Raw genomic sequence first — 26438 nt, 5'->3', positions numbered from 1 at the left:
GTGAGGGGTGGTGGTAATATGTGAGTGCGACGACCACCGGCACCGATGACGCCGGGTCAGGCCCTGCGAAGCCAGTCACGCGTCAGGAATCAATGAATCGAACAGGCATGATCATCTGCCCCAGGGGTCAAAACCCGTTGCGCAACAACGGGATCCGACCCCGACGGATCGCGGGGAACTGTCAGGCGGCGGGGCGGTGTGGCCAGGCAGGACCGTTGGCGCCATGGATGGCGCCATCGAGCCCCCAAGGAAGGGTTTACGGCGTGTCCTGCCTGGCCACACCGCCCCGCCGCCCCACGGAGCATCGCTGTTGCTGTTGTTGCTCCTGAGGTTGCCGGCCAGCAGCCGGCACTACCCGCGGGTGCCGGGTGCAACCCGGCCGCAAACCCCATCCCTCAAAGCGGCAGCTGGGTCGTCTGCTTGATCCGCTGCATCGGAATCTCGGTCTTGGTGTTCTGCACGCCGGCGATCCGGTTCAGGTGCTGCATCTGGAACTGCCGGTAGGCATCAAGGTCGGCCACCGCCACCCGCAGCAGGAAATCGCAGTCACCGGCCATCAGATGGCATTCCAGCACTTCCGGGAAAGACTTGATGCTGTTGATGAAGTGGTTGGTGGTGTCCTCGTCCTGCCCGCGCAGCCACACCCGCACGAACACGGTGAAGCCGCGGCCCACCTTGGCCTCGTTCAACAGCGCCACGTAGCGGTCGATGTAACCGCCCTCCTCCAGCAGCCGCACCCGGCGCAGGCAGGCCGACGGCGACAGCCCGACCAGACGGGCCAGCTCCAGGTTCTGCAGGCGGCCGTCGCGCTGCAGGGCGTCGAGGATGCGCCGATCAAGGTTGTCGAGCTGGTACTGCATGCAATTTCGTCCTGGTCGACTCTGGCCGCATGGAATATCAATCATCCAAAATCCAGTGGCATCAACGCAACCCGATTTCGTGATCGGACCGCTAGCATGGGCCACCCCACCTCGTCGTGCCGTTCCATGGACGCCCGTACCACCCTCCCCCTGCCAGACACCTGCGATACCGCGCCGCGTGCCGAATTCCTGCGCGGCCTGCGCGCCGCCGTACCGGTGATGATTGGCTTCATTCCGTTCGCCCTGGTGCTCGGCGCGCAGGCGGCCCAGAAGGGCCTGAGCGCACTGGAAGTGCCGTTGATGACCGGACTCAACTTCGCTGGTGGCTCGGAGTTCGCCGCCGTCGAACTGTGGACCTCGCCACCGCACATCGCACTGATCGTGGCCATCACCGCGCTGGTCAACAGCCGCCACCTGCTGATGGGCGCCAGCCTGGCCCCACTGCTGCAGCACCTGCCGCGCCGTCGTGTGCTGCCGGCGCTGTTCTTCATGTGCGACGAGAGCTGGGCGCTGGGTGTGGCCGACGCGCGTCGCCGTACCCTCGGTTTCAGCCTGGCCTACTACCTGGGCGTGTCGGCCGGCCTGTACACCGTCTGGGTGGCCTGCACCGCACTCGGCGCAATCGTTGGCCCGATGCTGGGCGACATCCACGCCTACGGCTTCGACATGGCCTTCCCCGCCGTGTTCCTGGTGCTGCTGCGCGGCATGTGGCAGGGCATGAAGGCTGCGCGGCCGTGGCTGGTCAGCCTGGTCGTCGCCGCCGCTACCTACCTGCTGGTGCCAGGTGCGTGGTACGTGGCCAGCGGCGCACTGGCCGGCCTGGCCGCAGCCTGGCTGCTGGCGGAGGACGCAGCATGATCTTCAATGGCTTGATCCACTGGACTTCAGTACTGACCATCGTGCTGATGGCCGCCGCCACCTACCTGACCCGCATCGCCGGCTTCCTCGCGCTGCGTAACCGCACGCTGAGCAAACGCGCAGTGACGGTAATGGAAGCCGCGCCGGGCTGCGTGCTGATCTCGGTGATCGCCCCGGACTTCGTCGCCGACAAGCCGGCCGACCTGGCCGCACTGGCGATCACCCTGCTGGCCGCCACGCGGCTGTCGATGCTGCCGACGGTGCTGATCGGCGTGGTCTCGGCGGGTGTGTTGCGTTATCTGATGGGGTAGCTACCGGTACGCCGGGCAACGCCCGGCGGACCGTAGTGGCGCCGCGATGCAATCAAGCGCTGCTGCTTGCCGCCAGCAGGCACAGGCTGCGCGGCGGCAGCGTCCAGGCGCCTTCCTCATCCGGCTCCAACGGCGTTTCGTCGGTCTGCAGGAGTACGCGCCGGAACGACAGGGCGTCGTCTGACACACAGAACCGCTGCGGCTGCTCCCCGGCGTTCAACAGCAGGGCCAGGCTGACATGCCGCCCGGGCTCGCGCAGGCCACTGTCCGGACTGCGACCGTCCAAGATGATCAGCAGCGCACGCAGCCCTGCGTCATGCCAGTCCGCTTCCTCCATGCCGCGACCATCGGGATGCCGCCAGTCGATATCGCGCAGGCCCAGCGCCTCATCGTATTCGCCGCGCAGGAACCGGTTCCTGCGCAGCAGGCCATAGCGTCGGCGCAGCGACAGCGCCCGGCGTACGAACGCCACCTGCGCCTGGGCTGCCGGCTGCGCAGCACGCTCCCAGTCGATCCAGCTCAGCGGGTTGTCCTGGCAGTAGGCGTTGTTGTTGCCCTGCTGCGAATGGCCGAACTCATCGCCGGCCAGCAGCATGGGGGTGCCCTGCGCCAACAGCAGCGTGGCCAGCAGGTTGCGCATCTGCCGCGCACGTACGGAGAGGATCGCCGGATCATCGGTCTCACCCTCCACGCCATGGTTGCTGGAAAGGTTGTGCGAATGGCCATCACGGTTGTCTTCGCCGTTGGCTTCGTTGTGGCGGTCGTTGTAGCTCACCAGATCATGCAGCGTGAACCCATCGTGTGCCGTTACCAGATTGATGCTGGCCGACGGCCGCCGGCCGTGGTGCTCGAACAGGTCGGCCGAGCCGGTGAAGCGCGTGGCGAACTCCGCCAGCTGGCCGCCATCGCCGCGCCACAGCGCGCGCGCCGTATCTCGGAAACGGTCATTCCATTCGGCCCAGCCCGGCGGGAACTGGCCCAGCTGGTAGCCGCCCGGGCCGATGTCCCAGGGCTCGGCGATCAGCTTCACCTGGCTCAGGATCGGGTCCTGGCGCACGGCATCAAGGAAGCTGCCCGAAGCGTCGAACCCATGCCGTTCACGGCCGAGTATGGTCGCCAGGTCGAAGCGGAAGCCGTCCACCCGCATCTCGGTCACCCAGTAGCGCAGCGAGTCCATCACCATGCGCAGTGCACCGGCATTGGTCAGGTCGAACGTGTTGCCGGTGCCGGTATCGTTGATGTAGTAGCGGCGATCATCAGCCAGGCGGTAGTAGCTGGCGTTGTCGATGCCCTTGAAGGACAGCGTAGGGCCCAGCTCATTGCCTTCGGCGGTGTGGTTGTAGACCACATCCAGGATCACTTCGATGCCAGCATTGTGCAGCCGCGCGACCATCTGCTTGAACTCGGCCACGGTGCCCAGCGACAGGTAACGCGGCTGCGGCGCGAAGAAGCCGATGGTGTTGTACCCCCAGTAGTTGCGCAGCCCGCGCTCGAGCAGCTGCTGGTCATCGACGTAGGCGTGCACCGGCAGCAGTTCGATGGCGGTCACGCCCAGATGGCTGAGGTGGTCGACCACTGCGTCATGGCGCAGGGCAGACAAGGTGCCACGCTCGGCCTGCGGAACATCGGGGTGTTGCATGGTCAGCCCGCGCACGTGCGCTTCGTAGATCACGGTCCGGTCCCAGGGCGTGGCAGGTGCCCGCTCGGCACCCCAGCTGAAGGCCGGATCGATCACGGCACAGCGCGGCATGTAGCTGGCGCTGTCGCGGCGGTCGAAGCTCAGGTCGCCATCGCGGTGGCCCAAGGTGTAGCCGAACAGGTGGGGGGCCCACTTCAGTTCGCCCACAATCTGCTTGGCGTAGGGGTCCAGCAGCAGCTTGTTGGGATTGAAGCGATGGCCTTCCTCCGGAGCATAGGGACCATGCACCCGGTAGCCATAGCGCTGGCCGGGCCGCACGTCCGGCAGGTAGCCGTGCCAGATCTCGTTGGTGTACTCGGGCAGCGCGATGCGTTCCACTTCGCGGTTGCGTGCATCGAACAGGCAGAGTTCCACCCGGGTGGCATGCCGCGAGTACAGCGCGAAGTTCACGCCCAACCCGTCCCAGGTCGCCCCCAGCGGGAAGGGCCGGCCTTCGCGCACGCGCGAGGTCTGCGTCCACTTACGGCTCGCCATCGGTGCCCTCCTCCTCGCGCGCGGCGGCAATCTCGGCCTCCACCAGCCGCTCGGCCATGTGCCAGTGCCGTTGCTGCTGATCATCCGGGCGCCCTTCTGCCTCCCAGATCTGGTGGGCCAGTGCCTCAATCCGCTGCCGTCGTTCCCTGCTGTCCATCCCTACCTGCCTCCTCGTTGATCCATATCGCCAACGGGCTGCCAGCCAGAAGCCTGGCCACGTCCGTGGTTGCGTTGAAATGTTCGATACGCCCGTCAAGGACGTTGCGCATGGGGCCTGTCGGCACCCCACGCAGCGTCACATCGCTGCCGACGTCGCGCGGCGCATGCAGGCTTGGGCCAGGCACGGCGGTGGGCGAACCACGCCGCACGACCACCAGCAGCATCTGCGCCTGATGCCTGCGCGTGAACGCCAGCCACGGTGAGCGCACCGGCGCCGACAGCGGCTGCAGCGCGCCGTGCAGGAACAGCTGCGGGTGCCTGCGGCGGCAATCCAGTAATCGCCGGAGCAGAAATGCCTTGATCCCACCGTCCCGCCAGTCCTCCAGTAGCGCGGGCCACGCGCGCGCATCACGCAGCCAGGCCTGCCGCGCTGGATAATCCACGGCGCGCCGGTTGTCCGGGTCCACCAGGCTCAGGTCCCAGCCTTCACCGCCTTGGTAAAGATCGGGCACGCCGGGAAGGCAGTGCTGCAGGCACAGCTGTGCCAAGCCGTTGCAGGCGCCCGCCGGCGCGATGCGCGCCACGAAGGTCGCCAGCGCCTCCCGCACCGGCTGCAACGGCGCTCCATCCAGCAGCGCGTGCAGCCACTGCGCGGCGCCCTCCTCCACGGCCACGTTGGGATCGGACCAGCTGCTGACCCGCTTGCCCTCGCGCAACGCCTTGGTCAGCCATTGCCCCATCCTCGATGCGAAGCCTGCGCCGGGGGTACCGTGCATCGGCCACGCGGCCACGAGCGCCTGCCATAGCGCATAGGCCTCGGCACTCGGCAATGGCATTGGCGCGCCGGCGCGGGTCGCCATCCGGCCCCAGCGCCGCACCGCGTCCCGCCACTCGACCGTGCAGGTACTGAGAACCGCCAGCCGTGCCCGGCTGTCGGCCCCGCGCTTGTGATCGTGGGTCGCCAGCGCAAGCAGCGCCCTGGGATGGCGCCGCAGGCGCCCGGCTGCATGTTCCAGCAGCTCGCGCCCTTCCATGCCCAGCCGCTGCGGATCACTGCCGACTTCGTTGCGCGACAGCAGCCTGAAATAGCGATAGAACCCGGTATCTTCCACCGACTTGGCATTCAACGGCGCGGCCAGCTGCCCGAACCGTACGCGCAGCTCGGTTTCAGCCGGCGCCTGGCCGGGAAGTGCCTGCAGCAGCAGATCCAGCGCGGCGCATGCCGCACCGTCCAGCGCCTCGCGCGCAGCAGCTGCAGCGTCCACCAGCGCCTTTCGTTCACCCGCCCCCTGCAGCGAATAGGGCCGGTAGGTGCGGTAATGCCGCAGCAATGAAGCCAATGCGCGTGCCAGCGCAGCCACTCCGATATCGGCCTCGGCCAGCCGGGGCTGCAGGACCTGCTGCGCACTGCGCAGCAGCCGCTGGAAGTCTGCGTGAAGGCCCTGGCGCAACATCATGCCGCGAGCGTCCTGCTGGATCCGGTCGAAGCTGCGCGGATCACCGCCCAGCGCCTGCCACGTGCGCGAGAGCGCGGGTGCAGCCGCCGGATCGTGCAACCAGGCACCGGTCTGGTCCATGAAGTCATAGCCGGTGGTGCCGTCGCAGGCCCAGCTGTCGGGCAGCTGCTCGCCCTCGGCCAGTATCTTCTCCACATGCAGGCTCACCGCCTGCGGATCACGGCCGCCGGCCGCACAGGCTGCGTCGAGCGATTCACGAAGGCGCCGCAGGTAGGCGCCCGGGGAAGACAGGCCATCCACATGATCGATACGCAGGCCGTCCACCCATCCCTCGCGTACCAACCGCAGCGGCAGCGCATGCACCGCCTCGAACACGTCATCGCGCTCCACCCGCAGCGCGGCCAGTTCATTGATATCGAAAAAGCGCCGGTAGTTCACCTGATCGCCCGCCGTGCGCCACCAAGCCAGCCGGTAGTGCTGCCGCTGCAGCAGCGTATGCAGCCGTTCAACGCTGCGGTTGCAGCGCTCGGCCCACGCCGGCCACTGCGCGGAGTCCAGTGGATGGCTGCGCGGCGACAAGGGCAACGCCAGACCATGGTGGCGCAGCACGGGACGCGCGTTGTCCACCACCACGCGCACTACGCCATCGCGCACCGCGTCGTGCAACGGCCGGTCCAGTGCAGGCAGCCAGAGCCGGCCCTCGCAGCCCGGCGCCTCCCAGTCGATGTCAAACCATGCTGCGTGCGGGCTTCGACGCCCGTGCATCAGCACATCGTTCCACCAATGGCTGTGCGGGGACGCCGCCAGATGGTTGGGTACGATGTCGAGGATCAGGCCCATGCCGTGCGCGCGCGTCGCTGTGGCCAGTTGCCGGAAGGCTTCTTCGCCGCCCAGTTCCGGATTGATGCAAGCCGGGTCGATGCCATCGTAGCCATGCGTAGACCCAGGCAGCGCAGCGGCGATCGGCGACAGGTAAAGGTGGCTGACGCCCAGCGCGGCGTAGTACGGCAGCTGCATCGCGGCGGCCTCGAAGTCGAAGCCTGCATGCAATTGCAGGCGTACGGTGGCACGCAATGGAGTCATCGCCGCTCCCTCCGCCGCGTTGCGCTGAACCAGGCAATACGCGCGTCAACCGCGTCCTGTTCCCATGCCAGCGGTAGCCGCCGGCGCCAGTTCGGATGGCCGTTGACGGTGCCCGGCAGGTTCACCTGCGCGCGGCTCCCCAGCGCATCTTCCAGCGGGAGCAGCGCCAACCGCGAAGGCGCGTGCGCGACCAGCGACAGCGCACGCGCTTCCAGCGTCGCGCCCTCGCCTCGGGCAACGGCGGACAGTCCCCGCACCTCACTGGCACGCGCGTGCAGCGCCGCGGGAAGCCCGGTCAGCTCACCCAGGCGGGCACGCCAGCGCAGGTCGCGCCCGTGCAGCCAGCCGGACAGCGGTGGCAGATCATGGGTGGAGGGCATGGCCACCGCATCGCGGCGCCACCGTGGCGCAGGCAGGAAGTGCTCACCCTTGCGGGCGAACGGCAGCACCTCGATGCCCAGGATGCCGCGGGCTGCCAGCCGCTGGCGAATGCCCGGCGGCACCACGCCCAGGTCTTCACCGATCAGCACGCAGCGATGCCGCCACGATTCCAGAACCAGCAGGTTGATCAGATCATCGAACGGATAGCGCAGGTACACGCCCTGTCCGGCGCCTGAGCCACAGGGAAGCACCCACAGCCGCTGCAGGCCGAGGATATGGTCGATGCGCAGCCCACCACGGCCGGCCATCACGGCGCGCAGCACGCGAATGAACGGCTCAAAGCCCTCGCGCTGCAGCGCGGAGGGTGACCAGCTGGTGATACCCCAGGCCTGGCCCAGCGGATTGAACGCATCCGGCGGCGCGCCCAGCTCAAGGCCCTGCAGCAGACGGTCGCCACCGGTCCGGGCCTCGACGCCCTGCGGCGCGCAACCCACCGCCAGATCTGCGATCAGCCCGATCGACGCGCCGTCGTCGCGCAATCCCGCCTGCACCTGCGCCCAGCCCTGCCGCGCCAACCACTGCGCAAACGCATGGTCGTCAGCGCTTCCAGTGAACCGGTCGGCGGCGTGCTGGCAATAGCGCAGCAGGGATTCGCCCTGCGCATCGCACCACGTCTGCATCTGTTCGTACTGAGCCGGCGCCTGCTGCCGCAGCCACTGGCGCACCTGGCGCAGCCAGCGCCACTTCAACGCCGCCGAGTGCGGCCAGTCGATGCGGCGCGCGGCAGTGGCTGCTGCAACGGCCGTCGCCAGTGCTTCGTCTTCAGCCAGCACGGCGTCGGCTGCTTCCGGCAGTACCTGCGGCAGGGAGGTCTGCAGCGGATCGAGCCAGCGCCGGTCGCTGGGCGAATAGGGGCTGTAACCGGGCCCTGGTGGCAAGCCGGCATGCAGCGGGCTCAACGCCACTGCATCGCCGCCGTGACGGTGCAGCAGTTCGCTCCATCGCGCACAGCCGGCGCTGTCACCGATGCCGGCGTCGTCGCGAGCGCGCAGGCTGTAGACCTGCGCCGACAGGCCCCAGCCGCGCAGCAAGCCCAGCGGCCACCAGGCACGCTGTGGCGCCACCGCAATCGCCTGTTGCCGTCCGCCCTGGCGCCACTGCCAGTAGCCGGGCTGGTCCGGCACGCGCCAGCGCCCTTGCGCATCGGGGTGTGCCGGCAGCACTGCGCCCTGCTCATCCACCCAGCACGCTGCGCCTGCCGCCTGGGGCATCGCCAGCAGCTGTCCACAGCAAGCCGTGCGCAGGCCACCGTGCTCGGGCGCTGCATCGCCCTGCAGCGCCTCCAGCACCGCGCGCAGCACGTCCGGTGCGACCTCGCGCGCGGCACCGGCCACGTCGGTCCAGCGGACCAGCAGGCCCGCACGGCCGGCCGCTTCCCGCACCGCTGCATCCGTGCTCATGCGGCGATCCAGCAGGCCAGCACGCCGCCGCCGGCTGGCAGCATCCCGGCCGCGTCCGGCCCCACGACGCAGTCGCCGGCCGGCACCGCATGCGCCACCGGCACAGGGCCCACGTTGATCGCGATCCACCATTGGCCCGAGGGCAACTGCCAGCCCGCCTGCACCGCGCCTCGGCCCAGCACGCGCGCACCCAGCGACCGCGCCTGCAGCAGGCCCGGCTGCAGATAGCGCCTGCGCAGGCCGAGGAACTCGCCCGTGCAGCGCAGCCAGTGCTGCGACCAGGGATCATCGCCGGGCGGCGGCGTGTACGACGCCTGCAGGGTCGCCGCATCGTTCGGGTCCGGAATACGCGCGCGCGAGGCGGCGTCGGCAAAGGCGCTGAAACCAGCGAACTCGCGGCGACGCCCTTCGCGCACCGCCTCGTCCAGCGGCGGCGCGTAGTCGGTGAAGAACAGGAACGGCGATTGCGCCTGCCACGGTTCGCCCATGAACAGCAGCGGGATCATCGGCGTCAGCACGGTCAACGCCAGCGCCGCACGCAGCCGCGCCGGATCCACCAGCATCGACAAGCGCTCGCCGAAAGCACGGTTGCCTACCTGGTCGTGGTTCTGCGCGAATGCCACAAAACGCGCGGGAGACAGGTCAGCGCTGGGTTCGCCGCGGGGATCGCCGCGCAGGTCCGGTTCACCCTGCCAGGCGAATCCTTCGGCCAGGCAGCGCGCCAGCAGTGCTTCGGCGCGACCGGCATAGGCCGCGTAATAGCCCTCCTGCTCGCCGGTCAGCATCACGTGCAGCGCATTGTGGAAGTCGTCATTCCATTGCCCCTGGTAGGCGCCGCGCAACCATCGCGCCTGGTTGCGTTCGTTCTCCAGCACCAGGTGCGCGTGCGGCACCACCGCGTGTACCTCCTCGGCCAGCTGCTGCAGGAAGCGCTCATCATCGATGGCATGCACCGCATCCAGGCGCAGCCCATCGAAGCCGTAGTCGCGCAACCACATCAGCGCGTTGTCGATGAAGAAGCGCCGCACCCAGGGCTGGCGGAAGTCGATGGCCTCGCCCCAGGGAGTACTGCGGTCATCACGGAAGAACCCCCGCGCGTACTGGCGCAGATGGTTACCCTGCGGTCCGAAGTGGTTGTAGACCACGTCCAGCAACACGGAAAGCCCAGCGGCATGTGCCGCCTCGACGAAGGCATTCAGCTCTGCCGGCCCACCGTAAGCATGGGCCGGCGCATACGGGAACACGCCGTCGTAGCCCCAGTTGCGCTGGCCGGGAAACTGCGCGACCGGCATCAGCTCAATGGCGGTGATGCCAATCGCGGCCAGCATCGGCAGCTGCGCGGTCAGCGCCGCGAAGCCGCCGCCGGCCTCGATGTGTACTTCATAGATCACCAGGTCCTGCCAGGCATGCCCGCGCCACGTGGGTTGCACCATGTCCTTGTCCAGCACCACCGCGCTGTCGCCGTCGATGCCGTCCGGCTGCCAGCGCGAGGCCGGGTCGGGCACGTCCAGGCCGGAAGGAAGGCGAAAACAGTAGCGGTCGCCATGCGATGCCGGTGTTCGCAGCCAGTGGCAGCCGTCCGGGTCGCGTTGCATCGCCCGCTGCGTGCCGTGCAGGCTCAACGCCATCGTCCTTGCGTCCGGTGCCCACACGCGGAACTCCACCCCGTCACCGGCCACAGGCCATGCGCCCAGGCGCGGCGTCACTGCCGTCATGCATCAACCTGCAGGTACAGCGTGGACAGCGGCGGCAGCGTCAGCCGCAGCGACTGGGCGTGCCCATGCATCGGCCGGGGCTCGGTAAGCGCCGCTCCGAGGTTGCCGCTATTGCCGCCACCGTAGTACACGCTGTCGGTGTTGAGTCGTTCGGTCCAACGCCCCGGGTGCGGCACGCCGACCCGGTACGCCTCGCGCCGCACCGGGGTGAAGTTGCTCACCACCAGCAGGGTGCGGCCGCTGCCGGCAGGATCCCGGCGGATGAACGCGTAAACGCTGTTGCGGTTGTCATCGGCCACGCTCCAGTCGAAACCGCGTTCGTCGCGCTCGTCGCGATGCAACGCGGGTTCGGCGCGGAGCACGCCGTTGAGGTCTCGCACCAGGCGCGACAGGCCCTGGCCCTCACTGCTGGCCGCCTGTGCCCAGTCCAGTGCCGCATCGTGCGACCACTCGTGGCCCTGGCCGAACTCGCCGCCCATGAACAGCAGTTTGTTGCCCGGGTGCGCCCACATGAAGCCGTAGTACGCGCGCAGCTGGGCCAGCCGCTGCGCCGGCTCGCCGGCCATCTTGGCCAGCAGCGCCCCCTTGCCGTGCACCACCTCGTCATGCGAAAGCGGCAGCACGAACCGTTCGGAAAAGGCGTAGACCAGGCCGAAGCTGATCTCGCTGTGGTGATGCGGGCGATGGATCGGGTCGCGCCCCATATACTGCAGGGTGTCGTGCATCCAGCCCATGTTCCATTTATGGGTGAAGCCAAGCCCGCCCGCTTCCACCGGCGCGGTCACGCCCGGCCACGCGGTGGATTCCTCGGCGATCACCAGCACGTCCGGAAAGCGCTCGCGCAGCGTCTGGTTCATCCGCCGCAGGAACGCGACCGCCTGCAGGTTCTCGCGCCCGCCCTGCTCGTTGGGTATCCACTCCCCCTCGGCCCGGCTGTAATCCCGGTACAGCATCGACGCCACGGCATCCACGCGCAGACCGTCGATGTGGAACCGCTCCACCCACTCCAAGGCACTGCCGATCAGGTAGGCGGCCACCTCATTGCGGCCATAGTTGTAGATCAGCGTGTCCCAGTCGGCGTGCACCCCTTCGCGCGGATCCGCATGCTCGTACAGCGCAGTGCCATCGAACCCGGCCAGGCCATGCGCATCGTTCGGGAAGTGCGCGCTCACCCAGTCCAAGATCACCCCCACGCCGGCCTGGTGGCAGCGGTCCACGAAGCGCGCGAAGGCCTGCGGCGTGCCATGGCGCGCCGTCGGCGCGTAGATGCCCAGCGGCTGATAGCCCCAGGAACCACCGAAAGGATGCTCGCTGACCGGCAAAAGTTCGATATGGGTGAAGCCCAGCCCGGCCACGTACGGAATCAACCGGTCGGCCAGGGCATCCCAGTCCAGCGGCGCACCCTCGTCGCTGCGCTGCCAGGAGCCCGCATGCACTTCGTAGATCGACAGCGGTGCGCTGGTTCCGGCCTGGCGTCGGGCCGCCAACCATGCGTCATCGTGCCACTGCGTCGGCGCCGCCGAAGGCACCCGCGAAGCGGTGGCCGGTGGCAGCTCGGCCCAGCGCGCCATCGGATCGAACTTGTCGGGCATCACCCGGCCGTCGGCGCCGACGATGCGGAATTTGTAGCGGGCACCGGCCTGCACGCCCGGCAGGAACAGTTCCCACACGCCGGCGGTGTGACGCAGCCGCATCGGATGACGTCGGCCATCCCATCCATTGAAATCGCCAACCACCGCGACCCGCTGGGCATTGGGTGCCCACACCGCGAAGCGCACGCCCGCGATGCCCTGCACCTGCATCGGCACCGCCCCCAGCTGCCGCGCCGCATCGGCATCACCGGCATGGAACCGCTGCAGCAGGGCTTCGTCCAACAGTGGACCGAACGCATAGGCATCGTGCACCTGCTCCACGCCCTGTTCGAAATGCAGGGCAAGCAGCGGTATCGCCGCGTCGCCGGCCGCGCCCTCGAACAGGCCGGGCAACGGGCCGGGGGACAGGTCCCAGCGCCGCCCGTCGTCTGCGATCACCTCGACGCGCTGCGCGTGCGGCACCAGCACGCGCAGCTGGCGTCCGCCTTCTGGCTGGCGGTGCGGGCCCAGCCAGGCGAATGCGTCGGCCGGGCGTGCATGGACGAGGTCCTCCAGCGCCGGCGCGATGCGCTGATCCAATCCCATCTCCGCGATGGTTTCATCCTCCAGGGCGGCCAGATGCAGGCTGTCGTGGCTCATGCGGCCACCTGGCAGGTCTGCTGGTACAACGCCAGGTAGGCGCGCCCCGCCGCATCCCAGCCACCTGGCCGCAGCATGGCCGCGCGGCGCATGGCCTGCAGCAGCCCCGGCAGGCGGAAGGTGCGCATCGCCCGTTCCACGCAGCGGCGCAGGCCATCGGCATTGGCGCCATGGAACAGAAAACCGGTCACGCCGTCCTCCACGGTATCCACCAGTCCGCCGGTCGCGTGTGCGATGGGCAGGCAGCCGAAACGCTGCGCGTACATCTGGCTCAGCCCGCAGGGTTCGAAGCGCGAAGGCATCAGCAGGAAATCGGCGCCGGCAAACATCTGGCGGGCCAGCGCTTCTTCGAACCCGATGAAGGCGCCCACCCGCCCCGGGTAGCGGCGGGCCAGCGCCTGCACCTGGGCTTCCACCTGCGGCTCGCCACCGCCGATGATGACCAGCTGGCCGCCGGCCGCCACGATCTGGGGCGCCACGTCGCAGGTGATGTCCAGGCCCTTCTGGTGCACCAGCCGCGACACCACCGCAAACAGCGGGCCGGTCGACGGTGCCAGGCCGAACGCCTTGCGCACCGCATGGGCGTTGGTGGCGCGCCCGGTCCACTCACCAATGCCGAAGTGGGCCTTGAGATGGATATCGCGGCGCGGGTCCCAGCTGGCGTCGATGCCGTTGACGATGCCACTCAGGTGCCCGCCGGCTGCGCGACGCGCCAACAGGTCATGCAGCCCGCAGCCTTCATCCGGGGCGGTGATCTGCTGAGCGTAGCGAAGGCTGACCGTGTTCAGCCGCGTGGCGTTGGTGATGCCGCCCTGCAGGAACGACATCTGCCCGTGGAAGTGCAGTTCATCCAGGTGTTCGGCCGGCACGCCCAGTACCGGCGCAAGCGCGTAGGGGAACAGCCCCTGGTAAGCCAGGTTGTGGATGGTCAGCAGGGTCGGCACGGCCGTCCGGTCCCAACGCACGTAGGCGGCCGCCATGGCCACCGGCCAGTCATTCAGGTGCAGCAGCTGTGGCGACCAGTACAGCCCGGCACGCCCGGCCGCAATCTCCGCCGCCGCATGCGAAAGCGTCGCGAAGCGAACCGCGTTGTCCTTCCACTCCTGCCCCTGCCCGTCCACGTAGGGCGAGCCCTCACGCTCGTACAGCTCCGGCGACAGCAGCACGTAGATCGGAAGGCCGTCGGCCTGCACCGCCATGCCGATCGTGCACGCCGGCAAGCCGGCCCGCGCGCTGACCTGCCCCACCCGCTGCAGCTGTGGCAGGCGCTGCAGTACCTCCGGGTAGCCGGGCAGCAGCACGCGCGAATCACACGCACCGCGCACCGCACGCGGCAGGGCCGCAGCGACGTCGCCCAGGCCACCGGCCTTGACGAAGTCCGCCATCTCGGTGGCAACGAACAACACGCGCTGCACCAGTTCCGGCAGATCCAACGGTTGCGAATGGCCGCGGCGCGTGCCGATCGGCACGGGCGTGACGGGAGAGATCGCAACGGGTGAAGCGGACTGGGCGGCGCGGGCCATGGGGATGATCTCGGATGCTTCAGGCAGACAGACGCCAGCGGCGCCCGGACAGGCGCTGATGCTGGGAAGGAAGTCGACGCAGGACGTGGGGGACGCCAGCGAGAGGCTCAGGACGACAATAGCCCTGCATGCGATCAATCAACCGTGAAGCCATGGCGATTTCTTTGTGACAACACGTCATGAGCTCAGTACACATGACATGCGCCCGCCTCCTGCCCGTGTCTCCTGCGATGGGGCCGAGCCCACGCCCGGCTGCTGGCAATCCCGCGTGCCGCCTGAGCCGGGCTGGGTTGATCTCTAAAGAGACTCACCCTGCGACACCCGGTCGCAGGCCTTCGCGCTACGCGCTTGACCAATGTCAAACCGCCCGCTGCCACGCGGGCGTATTCCTATGCAGAACCCGAACACGCCGGCGCAGCCGGCCTCTACAAGGACCCTGCGATGAGCTACTCCCCCGACAACGCCCAGCTCGTGAATGCGCTGCAGAACGTCATGGTGATCTCCACCACCGACCTGCAGGGCAACATCACCTACGCCAATGACCTGTTCTGCACGCTCACCGGCTTCGCCCGCGAGGAACTGATCGGCCAGCCGCACAGCATCGTGCGCCACCCGGACGTGCCCAAGGCGGTCTACAAGGACATGTGGGACACCATCAAGGCCGGCAAGACCTGGACCGGCATCGTGCCCAACCTCGGCAAGGGCGGCGTGCTCTACGTGGTCGACACCACCGTGCAACCGCTGTTCGACGGCGACGGCAACATCACCTCCTACATCAGCATCCGCCGCGTGGTGAACGACCTGATGCAGAACTACGACCTGGTCGAGTTCAGCAAGGAAAAGTTCGACGACTTCTACGAGGCCGCGTGAACGCCCTCCCGACCAGTACGCCCTTCAGCCGCCTGCTCGTGGGATTCGCGTCCGAGTCGGGCAATGCCCGCGCCCTGGCCCAGCGCTTGGGCGCGGACCTGCAGCCGCACGCGCCGCAGGTGCTCCCGTTCAACGACATCGACGTGGCCAGTCTCGGCCACGGCGATGTGCTGCTGGCGATTTCCAGCTCGTTCGGCGATGGCGAACCGCCAGCCAACGGCGAACAGTTCTTCGAAACACTGCGCCAGACCCCGACGCTGGCTGGCCTGCGCTATGCGGTGTTCGGCCTTGGTGACACCGGCTACCCCAACTTCTGTGGCTTCACCAAGGCGCTGGATGCTGCGCTGAGCGAGCGCCAGGCGCAGCCGCTGCTGCACCGCGTGGACGCCGACCTGGGTTACGAGCAGTTCTTCCAGCAATGGCGGCCGGTGCTGGGCCAGGTGCTGGAGGGCGACCTCAACGCTGGCCACGACCTGCACCTGCAGGTCACCGCCTATGGCGAAGACAATGCCTTTGCCGCCCGCATTCTCGAACGTCGCCGCTTGAACAGCAGCGACCCCGCTGCCTGGCACCTGCAGCTGGACATCGCCGGCAGTGGCATGGCCTACCGCGCGGGTGACACCCTGCACGTGGTGCCGGAGAACGATCCTGCCCTGCTGCGGGCATTGGCCACCTGGTACGGCGACAGCACCGCCGTGGCCGCCCTGCACGACCGCGAGCTGCGCCTGCTGAGCAAGGGCGTGCTGCGCGAACTGGCCAGGCTCAGCGGCAGCGAGGGATTGAAGCGCCTGTTGAAGGTCAACCAGAAGCGCGAGCTCGACGCCTACCTGCATGGCCTGGACCTGCTGGACGTGCTGCAGGACCACGCCACGCCGGACGGCGTGCCGCTGGCCCGGCTGCGCGAGCTGCTGTCACCGCGGCTGCCGCGCGCCTATTCCATCGCCTCGCATCCGTGCCACGACCAGCTGAGCCTGTGCGTGCGCGAAGTGCGCTACACCCTGCGCGGCCGCGAGCGCTTCGGCACTGCCACCGGCAGCCTGCTGCATGGCGGCGACCACGCCCGGGTGTACTGCCGTTCCAACCCTGGCTTCCACCTGCCCGATACCGGCCAGGCACCGCTGCTGCTGGTCGGCACCGGCACCGGCATCGCACCGTTGATGGGCCTGATGCAGGAACTGCAGGCCAATGCCTGCGAACGCGAAGTGCACTTGGTGTTCGGCGAGAAGCACCGCCAGCACGACTATCTGTACCGCGACCAGCTGCAGGACTGGCACACGCGTGGCGTTCTGGCTGGCCTGCATACCGCGTTCTCGCGCGATGGCGTCGAAAAGGTCTATGTGCAGCATGTGCTGCAGCAGCGTGCCGCCGAAGTGCGCGACGTGTTGGCCCGCGGTGGGCATCTGTACCTGTGCGGCAACAAGCGCCACCTGGAAGGCGCGGTGCGCGCGGCCATCGATGCCATCGGTGGCGAAGGGCGCTGGGACGCGCTGCGCAATGAAGGCCGCACGCACTGTGAACTGTATTGATCCGTAGATCCTGTAGAGCCGAGCCCACGCTCGGCTGCTTTTCGCAACACCGCCAACAGCAGCCGAGCATGGGCTCGGCTCTACAGATGCAGGTCAATCGCCGACGATACGCCCGTCCACCATGCGCGCCACCTGCTGGCCGAACATGGCCACGTCCTGCGGGTCGTGGCTGATCAACAACAACGGGATGCCGGTCTTGTCCAGCACCGCCTCCAACTCCTGGCGCAGGTGCTGGCGAAGGTCATGATCCAGCGCGGAGAACGGCTCATCCAACAGCAACGCCTGCGGTTGCGTCACCAGCGCCCGCGCCAGTGCGCTGCGCTGGCGCTGCCCGCCGGAAATCTGCGAGGGCAGCAGATCACCCACGGTGTCGATGCGGAATGCCTGCAACCACTGCTCCACCGCATCGAAGCGCTGGCCCACGCGCGGATTCAACCACCCCTTCTCCAGCCCGAACGCCACGTTCTGGCGCACGCTCAGGTGCGGGAACAACGCGTAATCCTGGAACACATAGCCCAGCTGGCGGTGCTGCGGCGGCAGATCCACACCGGTGGCCGCATCGAACAGGGTCTGCCCCTGCACGCGCACATGACCCTGGCCCGGCCGCAGCAGCCCGGCCACCGCCTTCAAGGTCAGGCTCTTGCCCGCGCCCGAAGGCCCGAACAGCACCACCTGGCGCTGCGTGCACTGCAGCGATACATCCAGCACGAATTCCTGGCCGGCCGCCTGCAGGCGGCGTTGTACCTGCAGGTCAAGCCACATCGCGCAGCTCCCGGCGACGCCCGCCCACCAGCCGCGCGGCCAGCAACAGGATCACGATGCAGACCACCGAGGTCAGGATCACCAGCGCATTGGCCTTGCCGTCCTGGCCGGCCTGTACCGCCTCGTAGATGGCGATCGACAACGTCTGCGTCCGGCCCGGAATGCTTCCGGCCACCATCAGCGTCGCGCCGAACTCGCCCATCGCGCGCGCAAACGCCAGCAGCAGGCCGGCGAGGATGCCGCGCCACGCCAGTGGCAGCGTGATGCGGAAAAACACCGCCACTTCGGACACACCCAGCGTGCGTGCGGCCTGCTCCAGCTGCCCGTCCACTTCCTCGAACGCCGCGCGTGCCGGCTTGAACACCAGCGGCAGCGAGGCCACCGCCGCAGCAATCACGGCCGCCTGCCAGGTGAACACCAGGTTGATGCCGAACCACGACTGCAGCCACGCACCGATCGGACCATTGCGACCGATCAACACCAGCAGGTAGTACCCCAGCACCGTCGGTGGCAGCACCATCGGCAGGGTCAGCAGCGAATCCAGCAGCTCGCGCCCGGGGAAGCGACGGCGGGCCAGCAACGCGCCCAGCGCCACGCCCAGCACCAGATTGATCGCGGTGGCCCAGCCGGCCACCTTCAGCGACAACCCCAGCGCGGTCCAGTCCAGATCCATGCCTCAGGGCTTGCCGAACCCGTGCTTGGCCAGAATCGCCTGGCCCTGCGGCGAACGCACGAAGGCAGCGAAGCGCCGTGCCTCTGCCGGCTGCGTACTGGCCCTGGTCACCGCCAGCGGATACGCAATGCGCCCGGACACCGGCACCGCGAACGCACGGCGCACCCGTTCGGGCATCGCCTGCGCGTCGGTGGCATAGACGAAGCCGGCATCCACTTCACCGCGCGCCACGTAATCCAGCGACTGACGCACGTTCTGCGTCGTGATGATCCTGCCCTGTACCAACGGCCACAGCCCGGCCGCTTCCAGCGCGCCCTTGGCGTAGCGGCCGACCGGCACGCTGTCCGGGTTGCCCAGTGCGATGCGCTGCACACCGGCACCGGCCAGGTCCTTCAAGGTACGCGGCGCCGCCTTGGCCTGCGGCGGCACCACCACCCACAGTGCGCTCACTGCGAACACCTCGCGGGTGCCGGCCGCCAGCAGATCCTGCTGCTGGGCCTGGTCCATCGTGGTTTCGTCGGCCGAGGCGAACACATCCACCGGCGCACCGCGGCTGATCTGTTGCAGCAATACGCCGGACGCGGCGAAGTTGAAATCGACCTTGGTGCCCGGGTGCGCCTTCTCATAGGCATTGCCCAGTTCGCGGAAGCTCTCGGTCAGGCTCGATGCCGCCGAAACGGTCAGCGTGGCCGCCCAGGCCGGCACCGTGGCCAGCAGTCCCAGCAACAACAGCCCCGCTCGCATCATGGGTCGGCCCCTCGCTTGCCTGATCAGTCCAGTCCGGATTCCCGGGCCACGGCCAACGCCGCCAGCCGTTCGGGTTGCAGCAACAGCATCTCACGTTGGTTCACCGCAATCACACCCTCGTCGCTCAACCGGCGCAGCACCCGACTCACCGTCTCCGGTGCCATCCGCAGGTAGTTGGCGATCTCGGTGCGGGCCATGCTCAGGTTGAAGCGGGTGGCCGAGAAACCGCGCCGGGCATAGCGTCCGGAAAGATCCAGCAGGAACGCCGCCATGCGCTCCTCGGTGCGATGGTTGGCCGCCAGCGTGGCCACCTTGCCGATCTCGGCACTGAGCAGGCTGAACAGCCGCGCCTGCAACCCCGGCATGCGCGTGGCCAGCAGGCTCAATCGCGGAAACGAGATCCGGCACAGGTAGACCGTATCCAGTGCCACCGCATTGCAGGGGAAGCGCGCGCCATGGATGGCGTTGAGCCCGATCACCTCGCCGGGCAGGCTGAACCCCAGTACCTGCTCGTTGCCCTGGCTGTCATCGACGAAGGTCTTGACCATGCCCGCGCGGACCGCTGCGATCGAGTCGAACGGATCGCCTGCACGGAAGAGATAGTCGCCAGCCTGGAACGGACCGACGTGGTCGACCAGCACATGCAACTCGCCCAACGCAGCCTTGTCGTAGCCCTGCGACATGCAGGCGTCGGAGAACGCACAGGTACTGCAGAAGTGCAGCGCGTCGCCGTCATCGGCCGCTGCCGGATTGGGCGTGGCCGGTCGGGACGCAGAGGGTGCGGAGGGGTTCAGGGGCATTGCAGCAACGCAGGAACGAAGGCGCCCATCATACGACAGCGTGCCAGCCGGCCCTGCGCATCATGCGCCTACTCCGGCGCAGGTTCAGCGCGTCGCTGCGGGCCACGCTGCCGCATGCTGTCGCGCACGTCCACATCGAACTGCAGCTGCAACATGCTGTCGTCATCCAGCGCGATACCGAAGCCCAAGCCATCCCGGCAGGGCAGCCTGCCCGCCAGCGACTCAACGGCCTGGCGCGGCAGTACCAACCGGCAGAATGTCCCGCCATCGAGCAGCACTGCCTGATCGCCGGCATGCAGCGACAGCGCTACGCCCCAGCCGCCGCTGCCGCCGAAGCGGGTCAGGTTCTCGAGTGACTCGCCGGCCAGCAAGCGTGCCAGCTCTTCCTCATCCACGCGCAGGCGCATCGATTGCTGTTGCAGCTGGACCTTCATGCTGTGATGGACTCCCACTCTGATGGCGTATTGCAGTTGAGCAGCAACGCCTGATCCTCGGGTGCCAATGGCAACCGGGTCACTCCCAGGCATTCCTGCAGGGCGCGCAGTGAACGTCGCGCCATCGGATCATCAATCAAGTCCCCCAGCACGCGGCGGCAATGATCATCGATCTGCAACCGCATCGGCAACGGTTCATCGTCGAATACCGTGCAGGCGCGCCCTTGATCGGCCTGCAGACGTTGCAACAGCGCGGGCGTCATCCGCGGCGTATCGACCGGCACCACCCAGACCGGCCCGTCGGGCCTCTGCAACGCCACGCTGTAGAGGCCGCCCAGCGGGCCGCAGCGTGCGACCTGATCCGGGATTCCGCCAAACGCCGGGTAGTTGCCGCTGACCCATACCTCGCGCGCGCCCGCCTGCTTCAACAGGCCGCGCATGTGTTCCAGCAATGTGCGGCCCTGCCAGGGCAGCAGTGCCTTGTCGCGGCCCATGCGGGCGGACAGGCCACCGGCCAGCACGATGCCGTTGATCCTCATCGCAGTAGAGCCACGCCATGCGTGGCTGCGTCGGCCGGATTCATCGGGAGAGCCTCATCCACGCACGGCGTGGATCTACTGGACCCGACGCCCCCCGAAGGGCGCGGTCAATGCCCGTGGTCATGGGTGTGGTCATCGGCATGTGCGGATGAGCTGTCCGCATGGCACAGGCTGCAACCTTCGCTCCACTGGCTGTCGCCGTCCTCGTAATGCTCCTGCTTCCAGATCGGGCACTGGTGCTTCACCACCTCGATCAACTGCCGGCAGGCGCGGAACGCCTCGTCACGGTGCGGGCTGCCGACGGCCACCACCACCGCCACATCGCCGATGCCGAGCCGGCCCTTGGCATGGGCCACATACAGCTTCAGCTTCGGCCCGAACGTCGCTTCGACCTCGGCGGCCAGGCGCTTGAACTCGTTCAGCACCAGCGGTTCGAACAGATCGTAGGTGATCCCGGTCACCCGCCGGCCCACATTGACGTCGCGCACCTTGCCGATGAACACATCGATGCCGCCGAAGCCCGGATCGGAGACCGCGGCGATGCCCTCGGCCGGATCGATCGCCGCCTGCGCGCGGTCCACGACCTTGGCGATGATCTTCTCGCTCATCGGTCAGCCTCCACTTACCGGTGGCAGGATCGCCACCCGGCCATCGTCCGGCAGCGCGTCGTGGTCGCGCAGCACCTGTTGCTGGTCGGCGAATGCCGAATAATCCAGCAGGCCGGCACGGAATCCCGGCCAACGCACCGGCAGCAGCTCGCGCAGCGCCTGGCGCAGATCGGCCACGGTGCTGCCAGCCACCTCCACCGCGATCTCGCGGCTGGCATCCAGATCGGAAAACGCACCGAACAACTGCAGATTCACCTGTTTCATCACGGCTCCTGGCTCGCCAGCTGCACCGGGTCCTGATGACCCCAGCCCTGCACGCGCACTGGCGTGCCGGCAGCGGCCACGCCGCCCTCGCCTTCCAGCACCACCCAGGCATTGGCCTGCAGCATGGACATCAAACGGAACGACTCCTGCCCGGCCAGCACGCGCGCACTCAGGCGACCCTGCGCGTCCACTTCCACCCGCGCCCGCGCGTGGAAGCGCAGGCCCGGCGGCGTGCGCACGTCGGCCTGCAGCGGCAGCGTCAGCACCGGCTCCGGTGACAGCCCCAGCAGGCGGCGCAGCACCGGCTCGACGAAGAAGCGCTGGCCCACGGCAGCGGAGACCGGGTTGCCCGGCAGGCCGAAATACAGCGCGCCATTGGGCAGCACCGCAAACAGCAACGGCTTGCCGGGGCGGATCGCTACCTTGTGGAAAACGATGCGCGCACCCCGTCCACGCAGCGCGTCGGGAACGAAATCGTACCGGCCGGCCGACACCGCGCCGGTGCTGATCAACAGCTGCGCACCCGCATCCAGCGCTGCATCCAGCACCGCATTGAACGCGGCCACGTCGTCGCCCACCGTGCCCTGCCACACCACCTCGGCACCGGCGGCCTGCAGGCGGCCGACCAGATACGGCCGGTTGCTGTCACGGATCTGCCCGGATTCCAGCGCCTGCGCCGCCTCGGTCACCAGCTCCTCGCCGGTGGCGATCACTGCCGCCTTTGGCTGCGCCACCACCGACACCTCGCCCACGCCGATCGCATGCAGTAGAGTGCGCGCGTTGATATCCAGCACTTGGCCGGCCTGCAGCACGCGCTCGCCGTCGCTTACATCCTCGCCGCGCAGGCGCACGTTCTGGCCCGGCTTCACCAATCCCTTCAGGGCAATGCGGGTCGGGCGGCCGTCCTCGCTGGCGAGGATCTCCACATTCTCGACCGGCACCACCGTGTCCAGCCCAACCGGCATGCGTGCCCCGGTCATGATTTCCCAGGCACCCTCGCCGCCTTCGGCGCCAGCATCGCCGGCCGCCTGCCAGCCCTGCACCCCGAATTCGGTACCGGCCTCGAACGTCGCGCCGTCGGCGCGCAGCGCGAAGCCGTCCATCGCCGAATTGTCGAACGGCGGCAGCGACTGTGCGCTGTGGATGTCACGGGCCAGCGTGCGGCCCGCGGCCTCGTGCAGCGGCAGGCGTTCGGCCGGCAGCGGCGTGGCCGCCTCCAGCAGGTGCTGCAAGGCCTCGCTGTAGGCAATCATCCGTGGCCACCGCCATCGGCCATGGCCAAGGCGTGGCCCAGTACCGGCGCCAGGATGTCCAGGCACTGCGCCGCCGCCTTTGGGCTGCCCGGCAATGCAAACACCAGCATATTGCCCAGCTGCACCACCTCGGCGCGGCTCAGCCAGGCCATCGGCGTGTGCTGTGCGCTGAGTGCCCGCACCATCTGCGCCAGGCCATGCACCGGCCGCGCATTCAACGAACGCAGCGCCTCCGGGGTCAGGTCACGCGGGCCCAGCCCGGTACCACCGGTACACAGGCACAGGCGCACGCCCTCGGCGGCCAAGGCCTGCAGGCGGCCCGCCAACGGCTCGATGCCATCGGGCAGTACCTCGGCGGCTACCACCTCGCCCCCCAGCTTCTTCAGCCCGGCCACCAGGGTCGGGCCGGAGACATCCCCATAGGTGCCTTCGCTGGCGCGATCACTCAGCGTGATCACCGCGCAGGCCGCATCCTCCAACCCCTTAGGTGCACGCGGCTTGAAACGCGCGCGCTCGGCCTCGTCCATGCCATCCGGGTGCAGCCAGACCCCGCGCTTGCCGCCTTCCTTGAACAGCAGGCGGATGCCCTCGATGCTAAGTGCCGGCTCCACCGGCTTGCTCAGGTCGTACAGGGTCAGCAGCGCCGCGTTGACGCCGGCCAGTGCCTCCATCTCCACGCCGGTGCGGGCCTCGCTGGCGCACTCGCACCACACGCGGATCGCCTGCCGCTCCGGCACCGCCGCGCAGAACACCTGCACCAGTTCCAGCGGCAGCGGATGGCACAGCGGCATCAGCATCGACGCCATCTTGGCGCCCTGCAGGCCGGCAATCTCGGCCATCACCAGCGCATCGCCCTTGGGCAGGCGGCGCTCGACGATCAGTGGATACGCCACCGGACCGGCATGCAGCTCGCCCACTGCCACCGCACGGCGGCGGGTGATGCGCTTGTCGCGGACATCGGCCATATGGAAGGCCGCATTCAATTCCCCACTCATCGTGTTGCTCATCCTCCGATGGAGGCCAGGTGCGGGGTCAGCCCGGTCTGGCCCTGGTGCAGTCCATGCCCGGCCGCTTTCAGGCCAAGCTGGGTGGTGATGCGTGCCAGCAGCGCGTCGTGGTCCTCATCGCGCTGCAGCAGCGGTCGCAGCGGCACGCCGAACTCGCCGAACAGGCACAGCCGCAGGTCGCCCTTGGCGGTCACCCGCAGGCGGTTGCAGCCCTTGCAGAAGTCACGCGAATACGGGGCGATGATGCCGATGCTGCCGCGATGGTCAGGGTGGCTGAACTCACGGGCCGGGCCAGCATCGGCGGCGCGCGGGCGCTCGTGCCAGCCAGCGGCCAGCAGCTGCTCGATCACCCGATCGGCGCGCAGGTGGTGGCGCTGGAAATAGGCTTCGTTGTCGCCGGTGCGCATCAGTTCGATGAAGCGCACGCTGAAGGGGCGGTCACGCAGGTAGTCCATCCACTGCGGCAGCTCGTCGTCGTTCAGGCCACGCAGCAGCACCGCGTTGAGCTTGATCGCCGGCAGGCCCAACGCCTGCGCCAGCGCCAGGCCCTGCTGGATCTCCGGCAGGCGGTCGTGCCCGGTGATGGTGTGGAAACGCTCGCGTTGCAGGCTGTCCATGCTCACGTTCAGCGCGGTCAGGCCGGCCCGGTGCCAGCCCGGCAGGCGCCGCGGCAGCAGCGTGCCATTGGTGGTGATGGCCACCTTGCGGATTCCCGGCACCGCCGCCACGGTGGCGATGATCTCGTCCAGATCCCTGCGCAGGCTGGGCTCGCCGCCGGTCAGGCGGATCTTGCTCATGCCCAGCGCCGCAAAGGCCCGCACCAGGCGGCCGATCTCCTCCACCTGCAGGAAACGCGGGCGGCCGTCGGCCTGGTACCCGTCGGGCAGGCAGTAGCTGCAACGGAAGTTGCAGGCTTCGGTGAGCGACAAGCGCAGGTACGGAAAGCTGCGTCCGAAGCTGTCGGTGAGTTGGCTCATGGCTGTTCCGCCTCCTGGTACCACCCTGCAGCCCTGCCCCTGAACGGGTTGTCGACCCCAGCCCGCAGAGTGCGCTGGGGCGTTGAAAGCGTCAACCCGTGAGCCACGCAGCCTGAATTGGCACCGCCTGTCGTGATAGGCCCTCCTCGCCCGTCCCGTTCGCCGTGACAACCTCGACACCTGTCGCAGATTGCACGTTGCAGGCGGATCACTACGCCAGCCAGCACCGGCGGGGCTTAACAGCGTAGGACAATGTCAAAAGCGTCTCCAATCGAGTGATGTTTACAACTCTTCTGATTGGCATTGCACAGCGCCAAGGGCTCAGATGGCGTGCCACCGGAAATAGGTGGCCGGGCTTCGAACACCCGAGTTGATGTTGATGTATGCGCTTGCCAGCCGGCGCCACCTTAGCGTGGCGCCGGCTGGCAATCCGTCTGCCGGCTATGGCGGGCGGTGCGTGGGGGCCTTCGGGCCCGCCGGACTGACATCAACCCGGTGTTCGAACCACGTACCGCCCGCCACTTTTATGGGTGGCGGCTACCGATTGCCCTGCACGAAGCCTTGCCATGAACGAATCGGACTTCCCGCATCTGCACGCCTACCGCAACACCGCCGGCGACGACGGTGCGCCACAGGCTGCGCCAACAGTGGACAGGAACACCTTCATTGCCAACCTCCGCCGCATCGGCTCCGGTGCTGCGGCCGACGGGCAACCCTGGCCGGAGCGTCACCAGCTGCCCGGGCGCTGCCTGGCCCTGGCCGACGCCGATTGCGCGTTGAGCGGGTTGCGGGTGGTGCTGGAAATGCTGCTGGCGGCCGAACGCACCCGTCAGAACGGCGAACCCGGGCAGTACGTGGGCGACCGGGTGATGGAGGGGTTGGTCATGGCCTGCCAGTCGTTGTGCGCCCACGCGGTGGGGCGGTTACAGCCCGAAGGGTGAATGTCATGTGCAACGGACTTCAACGAGAACCGCCTTCCACCCGACATGCCAGCGGCGTAGCGCCCTTCGCCGAGGGAATCGCGAGTGCATTCCAGCGCTCGGCCAAGGTGCGTTCGACGCGGACAGAAAATGACCGTGCCTCGGCGGGCATCTTCCCTTCAGAGAAGCCGATAGCTATCTCGAAACGATCCAATCCGAGGTTCCCCGCCTCCAGTCCCGAGCCATCTTCCCGCTTCACTCCGACGTAGACGACAGGGCGCTTCACGTCCACCTTTGCCCTGGCAAGCTGGCGATCCAATTCAGCGCTGCCATCGAAGTACTGCATTCCTTCGTCCTTGGCGATAGAGCTGAGGGTCTGCTTGAACCGATTCACGCCCTCTTGGTCATGCACGCAGAACTGAATCATCTTGAAGGGCCGCTTTCCTACAGCCCATGCGCCGCCAGAGAATCCAAGTCCGACTCCAATCAGAAGTAGTGCTGTCAGGATCCTCACCATCATCAAGGCCTCAATTTGCAGAGTGTGGCGGCCAACGTCGCCGCAGGGCCAAAAATCGTGAAACCAAGCACGTCTCCGCTCGGTCTTCTCAGGCGCCTTCCCCCGGATGAGGGAGCCTTGTCGGGGTGAGGAATCTGGGCACGGAATGCCCCCCTTCCTCTCTCTCACCGCTCCTGAAGCTCCCCAAGATTGAGATCCCGGGCATAGGACCGCCGACTACTGATCTGCACCGGCTTGGATGCGAACCTCCGGCCGTCCCTGCATTCAACGGCGAATTGGTAGCTCTGGGGTTCCGGCCCTGCAACGACCATCATGGGGACCGAGAATGTG

The 26438-nt window shown here is 68.0% G+C and carries 25 protein-coding genes; 5 read left to right on the top strand and 20 right to left on the bottom strand.

The annotated features are described in order from the left end of the window. Nucleotides 1-395: 395 nt before the first annotated feature. On the bottom strand, nt 396-860 hold the full coding sequence (locus tag A7X97_RS13360; protein WP_005413654.1) for an Lrp/AsnC family transcriptional regulator: 465 nt from the start codon (nt 858-860) through the stop codon (nt 396-398). Nucleotides 861-986: 126 nt separating this feature from the next. On the opposite strand from A7X97_RS13360, the gene A7X97_RS13355 reads away from it, so the two are divergent. Together A7X97_RS13355 and A7X97_RS13350 are read left to right on the top strand one after the other, a co-directional pair. Continuing rightward, entirely contained in the window at nt 987-1718 is a 732-nt protein-coding gene (locus tag A7X97_RS13355) for an AzlC family ABC transporter permease (protein WP_111008052.1), read from the top strand. Further along, complete coding sequence (locus A7X97_RS13350) at nt 1715-2029, top strand: AzlD family protein (RefSeq protein ID WP_111008051.1); 315 nt, start codon at nt 1715-1717, stop codon at nt 2027-2029. Before A7X97_RS13355 ends, A7X97_RS13350 begins: the two co-directional genes overlap by 4 nt. Nucleotides 2030-2081: 52 nt before the next feature. Here A7X97_RS13350 and glgX read toward each other — a convergent pair whose 3' ends face one another. Genes glgX through glgA form a run of 7 tightly spaced genes read right to left on the bottom strand, consistent with a single transcriptional unit; the run spans nt 2082 to nt 14211 of the window. After that, nucleotides 2082-4202, bottom strand: a complete 2121-nt coding sequence (gene glgX / locus A7X97_RS13345) for a glycogen debranching protein GlgX (protein WP_111008050.1) — start codon at nt 4200-4202, stop codon at nt 2082-2084. Next, nucleotides 4189-4359 (bottom strand): DUF2934 domain-containing protein, encoded by a 171-nt coding sequence (locus A7X97_RS13340; RefSeq protein WP_072167575.1) that lies wholly within the window; start codon nt 4357-4359, stop codon nt 4189-4191. The genes glgX and A7X97_RS13340 overlap by 14 nt, the downstream gene beginning before the upstream one ends. Continuing rightward, on the bottom strand, nt 4328-6901 hold the full coding sequence (gene treY / locus A7X97_RS13335; protein ID WP_111008049.1) for a malto-oligosyltrehalose synthase: 2574 nt from the start codon (nt 6899-6901) through the stop codon (nt 4328-4330). The genes A7X97_RS13340 and treY overlap by 32 nt, the downstream gene beginning before the upstream one ends. Next, nucleotides 6898-8742 carry a 4-alpha-glucanotransferase gene (locus tag A7X97_RS13330; protein ID WP_111008048.1) on the bottom strand — a complete coding sequence of 615 codons (1845 nt, stop codon included), beginning with the start codon at nt 8740-8742 and terminating at the stop codon, nt 6898-6900. The genes treY and A7X97_RS13330 overlap by 4 nt, the downstream gene beginning before the upstream one ends. Next, nucleotides 8739-10457, bottom strand: coding sequence for a malto-oligosyltrehalose trehalohydrolase (gene treZ / locus A7X97_RS13325; protein ID WP_111008047.1), 1719 nt, complete (start codon nt 10455-10457; stop codon nt 8739-8741). Before treZ ends, A7X97_RS13330 begins: the two co-directional genes overlap by 4 nt. Then, nucleotides 10454-12688, bottom strand: a complete 2235-nt coding sequence (locus tag A7X97_RS13320) for a 1,4-alpha-glucan branching enzyme (RefSeq protein ID WP_111008046.1) — start codon at nt 12686-12688, stop codon at nt 10454-10456. Before A7X97_RS13320 ends, treZ begins: the two co-directional genes overlap by 4 nt. Continuing rightward, the gene (gene glgA / locus A7X97_RS13315) at nt 12685-14211 is read right to left on the bottom strand and encodes a glycogen synthase GlgA (protein WP_111008045.1); all 1527 of its coding nucleotides are present in this window, start codon (nt 14209-14211) and stop codon (nt 12685-12687) included. The genes A7X97_RS13320 and glgA overlap by 4 nt, the downstream gene beginning before the upstream one ends. 441 nt (nt 14212-14652) lie before the next feature. On the opposite strand from glgA, the gene A7X97_RS13310 reads away from it, so the two are divergent. Then, a complete protein-coding gene (locus A7X97_RS13310; RefSeq protein WP_069138376.1) occupies nt 14653-15081 on the top strand; it encodes a PAS domain-containing protein in 429 nt (142 codons plus the stop codon). Beyond that, nucleotides 15078-16607, top strand: coding sequence for a diflavin oxidoreductase (locus tag A7X97_RS13305; RefSeq protein WP_111008044.1), 1530 nt, complete (start codon nt 15078-15080; stop codon nt 16605-16607). Before A7X97_RS13310 ends, A7X97_RS13305 begins: the two co-directional genes overlap by 4 nt. A 93-nt stretch (nt 16608-16700) precedes the next feature. Here A7X97_RS13305 and A7X97_RS13300 read toward each other — a convergent pair whose 3' ends face one another. The 11 genes from A7X97_RS13300 to moaA form a co-directional block, all read right to left on the bottom strand. After that, nucleotides 16701-17369, bottom strand: a complete 669-nt coding sequence (locus A7X97_RS13300) for a sulfate/molybdate ABC transporter ATP-binding protein (RefSeq protein WP_111008043.1) — start codon at nt 17367-17369, stop codon at nt 16701-16703. Next, a complete protein-coding gene (gene modB, locus A7X97_RS13295) occupies nt 17359-18042 on the bottom strand; it encodes a molybdate ABC transporter permease subunit (RefSeq protein WP_065177657.1) in 684 nt (227 codons plus the stop codon). The genes A7X97_RS13300 and modB overlap by 11 nt, the downstream gene beginning before the upstream one ends. Nucleotides 18043-18045: 3 nt before the next feature. Next, nucleotides 18046-18789: a molybdate ABC transporter substrate-binding protein gene (gene modA, locus A7X97_RS13290; RefSeq protein ID WP_111008042.1), complete on the bottom strand. Its 744-nt coding sequence runs from the start codon at nt 18787-18789 to the stop codon at nt 18046-18048. Nucleotides 18790-18812: 23 nt separating this feature from the next. After that, nucleotides 18813-19589, bottom strand: coding sequence for a helix-turn-helix domain-containing protein (locus tag A7X97_RS13285; RefSeq protein WP_111008041.1), 777 nt, complete (start codon nt 19587-19589; stop codon nt 18813-18815). Nucleotides 19590-19657: 68 nt separating this feature from the next. Further along, the gene (locus tag A7X97_RS13280) at nt 19658-20023 is read right to left on the bottom strand and encodes a hypothetical protein (protein ID WP_111008040.1); all 366 of its coding nucleotides are present in this window, start codon (nt 20021-20023) and stop codon (nt 19658-19660) included. After that, nucleotides 20020-20562 (bottom strand): molybdenum cofactor guanylyltransferase, encoded by a 543-nt coding sequence (mobA, locus tag A7X97_RS13275; protein ID WP_111008039.1) that lies wholly within the window; start codon nt 20560-20562, stop codon nt 20020-20022. Before mobA ends, A7X97_RS13280 begins: the two co-directional genes overlap by 4 nt. A 107-nt stretch (nt 20563-20669) precedes the next feature. Next, the gene (locus A7X97_RS13270) at nt 20670-21170 is read right to left on the bottom strand and encodes a molybdenum cofactor biosynthesis protein MoaE (protein WP_111008038.1); all 501 of its coding nucleotides are present in this window, start codon (nt 21168-21170) and stop codon (nt 20670-20672) included. Nucleotides 21171-21173: 3 nt separating this feature from the next. Next, nucleotides 21174-21434, bottom strand: coding sequence for a MoaD/ThiS family protein (locus A7X97_RS13265; protein ID WP_111008037.1), 261 nt, complete (start codon nt 21432-21434; stop codon nt 21174-21176). Beyond that, nucleotides 21434-22687, bottom strand: coding sequence for a molybdopterin molybdotransferase MoeA (locus A7X97_RS13260; RefSeq protein ID WP_111008036.1), 1254 nt, complete (start codon nt 22685-22687; stop codon nt 21434-21436). Before A7X97_RS13260 ends, A7X97_RS13265 begins: the two co-directional genes overlap by 1 nt. Then, on the bottom strand, nt 22684-23682 hold the full coding sequence (gene moaCB, locus A7X97_RS13255; protein ID WP_111008035.1) for a bifunctional molybdenum cofactor biosynthesis protein MoaC/MoaB: 999 nt from the start codon (nt 23680-23682) through the stop codon (nt 22684-22686). The genes A7X97_RS13260 and moaCB overlap by 4 nt, the downstream gene beginning before the upstream one ends. Nucleotides 23683-23690: 8 nt before the next feature. Then, complete coding sequence (gene moaA, locus A7X97_RS13250; RefSeq protein WP_111008034.1) at nt 23691-24671, bottom strand: GTP 3',8-cyclase MoaA; 981 nt, start codon at nt 24669-24671, stop codon at nt 23691-23693. A 566-nt stretch (nt 24672-25237) separates the two neighbouring features. On the opposite strand from moaA, the gene A7X97_RS13245 reads away from it, so the two are divergent. Further along, nucleotides 25238-25612 carry a hypothetical protein gene (locus A7X97_RS13245; protein ID WP_111008033.1) on the top strand — a complete coding sequence of 125 codons (375 nt, stop codon included), beginning with the start codon at nt 25238-25240 and terminating at the stop codon, nt 25610-25612. Nucleotides 25613-25631: 19 nt separating this feature from the next. Here the strand turns inward: A7X97_RS13245 and A7X97_RS13240 are convergent, their stop codons facing one another. Next, nucleotides 25632-26111 carry a hypothetical protein gene (locus A7X97_RS13240; protein ID WP_227837675.1) on the bottom strand — a complete coding sequence of 160 codons (480 nt, stop codon included), beginning with the start codon at nt 26109-26111 and terminating at the stop codon, nt 25632-25634. Nucleotides 26112-26438: the final 327 nt, after the last annotated feature.

It is taken from the genome of Stenotrophomonas sepilia (assembly GCF_003244875.1).
In the GTDB taxonomy this organism is placed as follows: Bacteria; Pseudomonadota; Gammaproteobacteria; order Xanthomonadales; family Xanthomonadaceae; genus Stenotrophomonas; species Stenotrophomonas sepilia.
The sequence above is the reverse complement of the archived record's forward strand: the minus strand, read 5'-3'. Positions and strand labels throughout refer to the sequence as shown.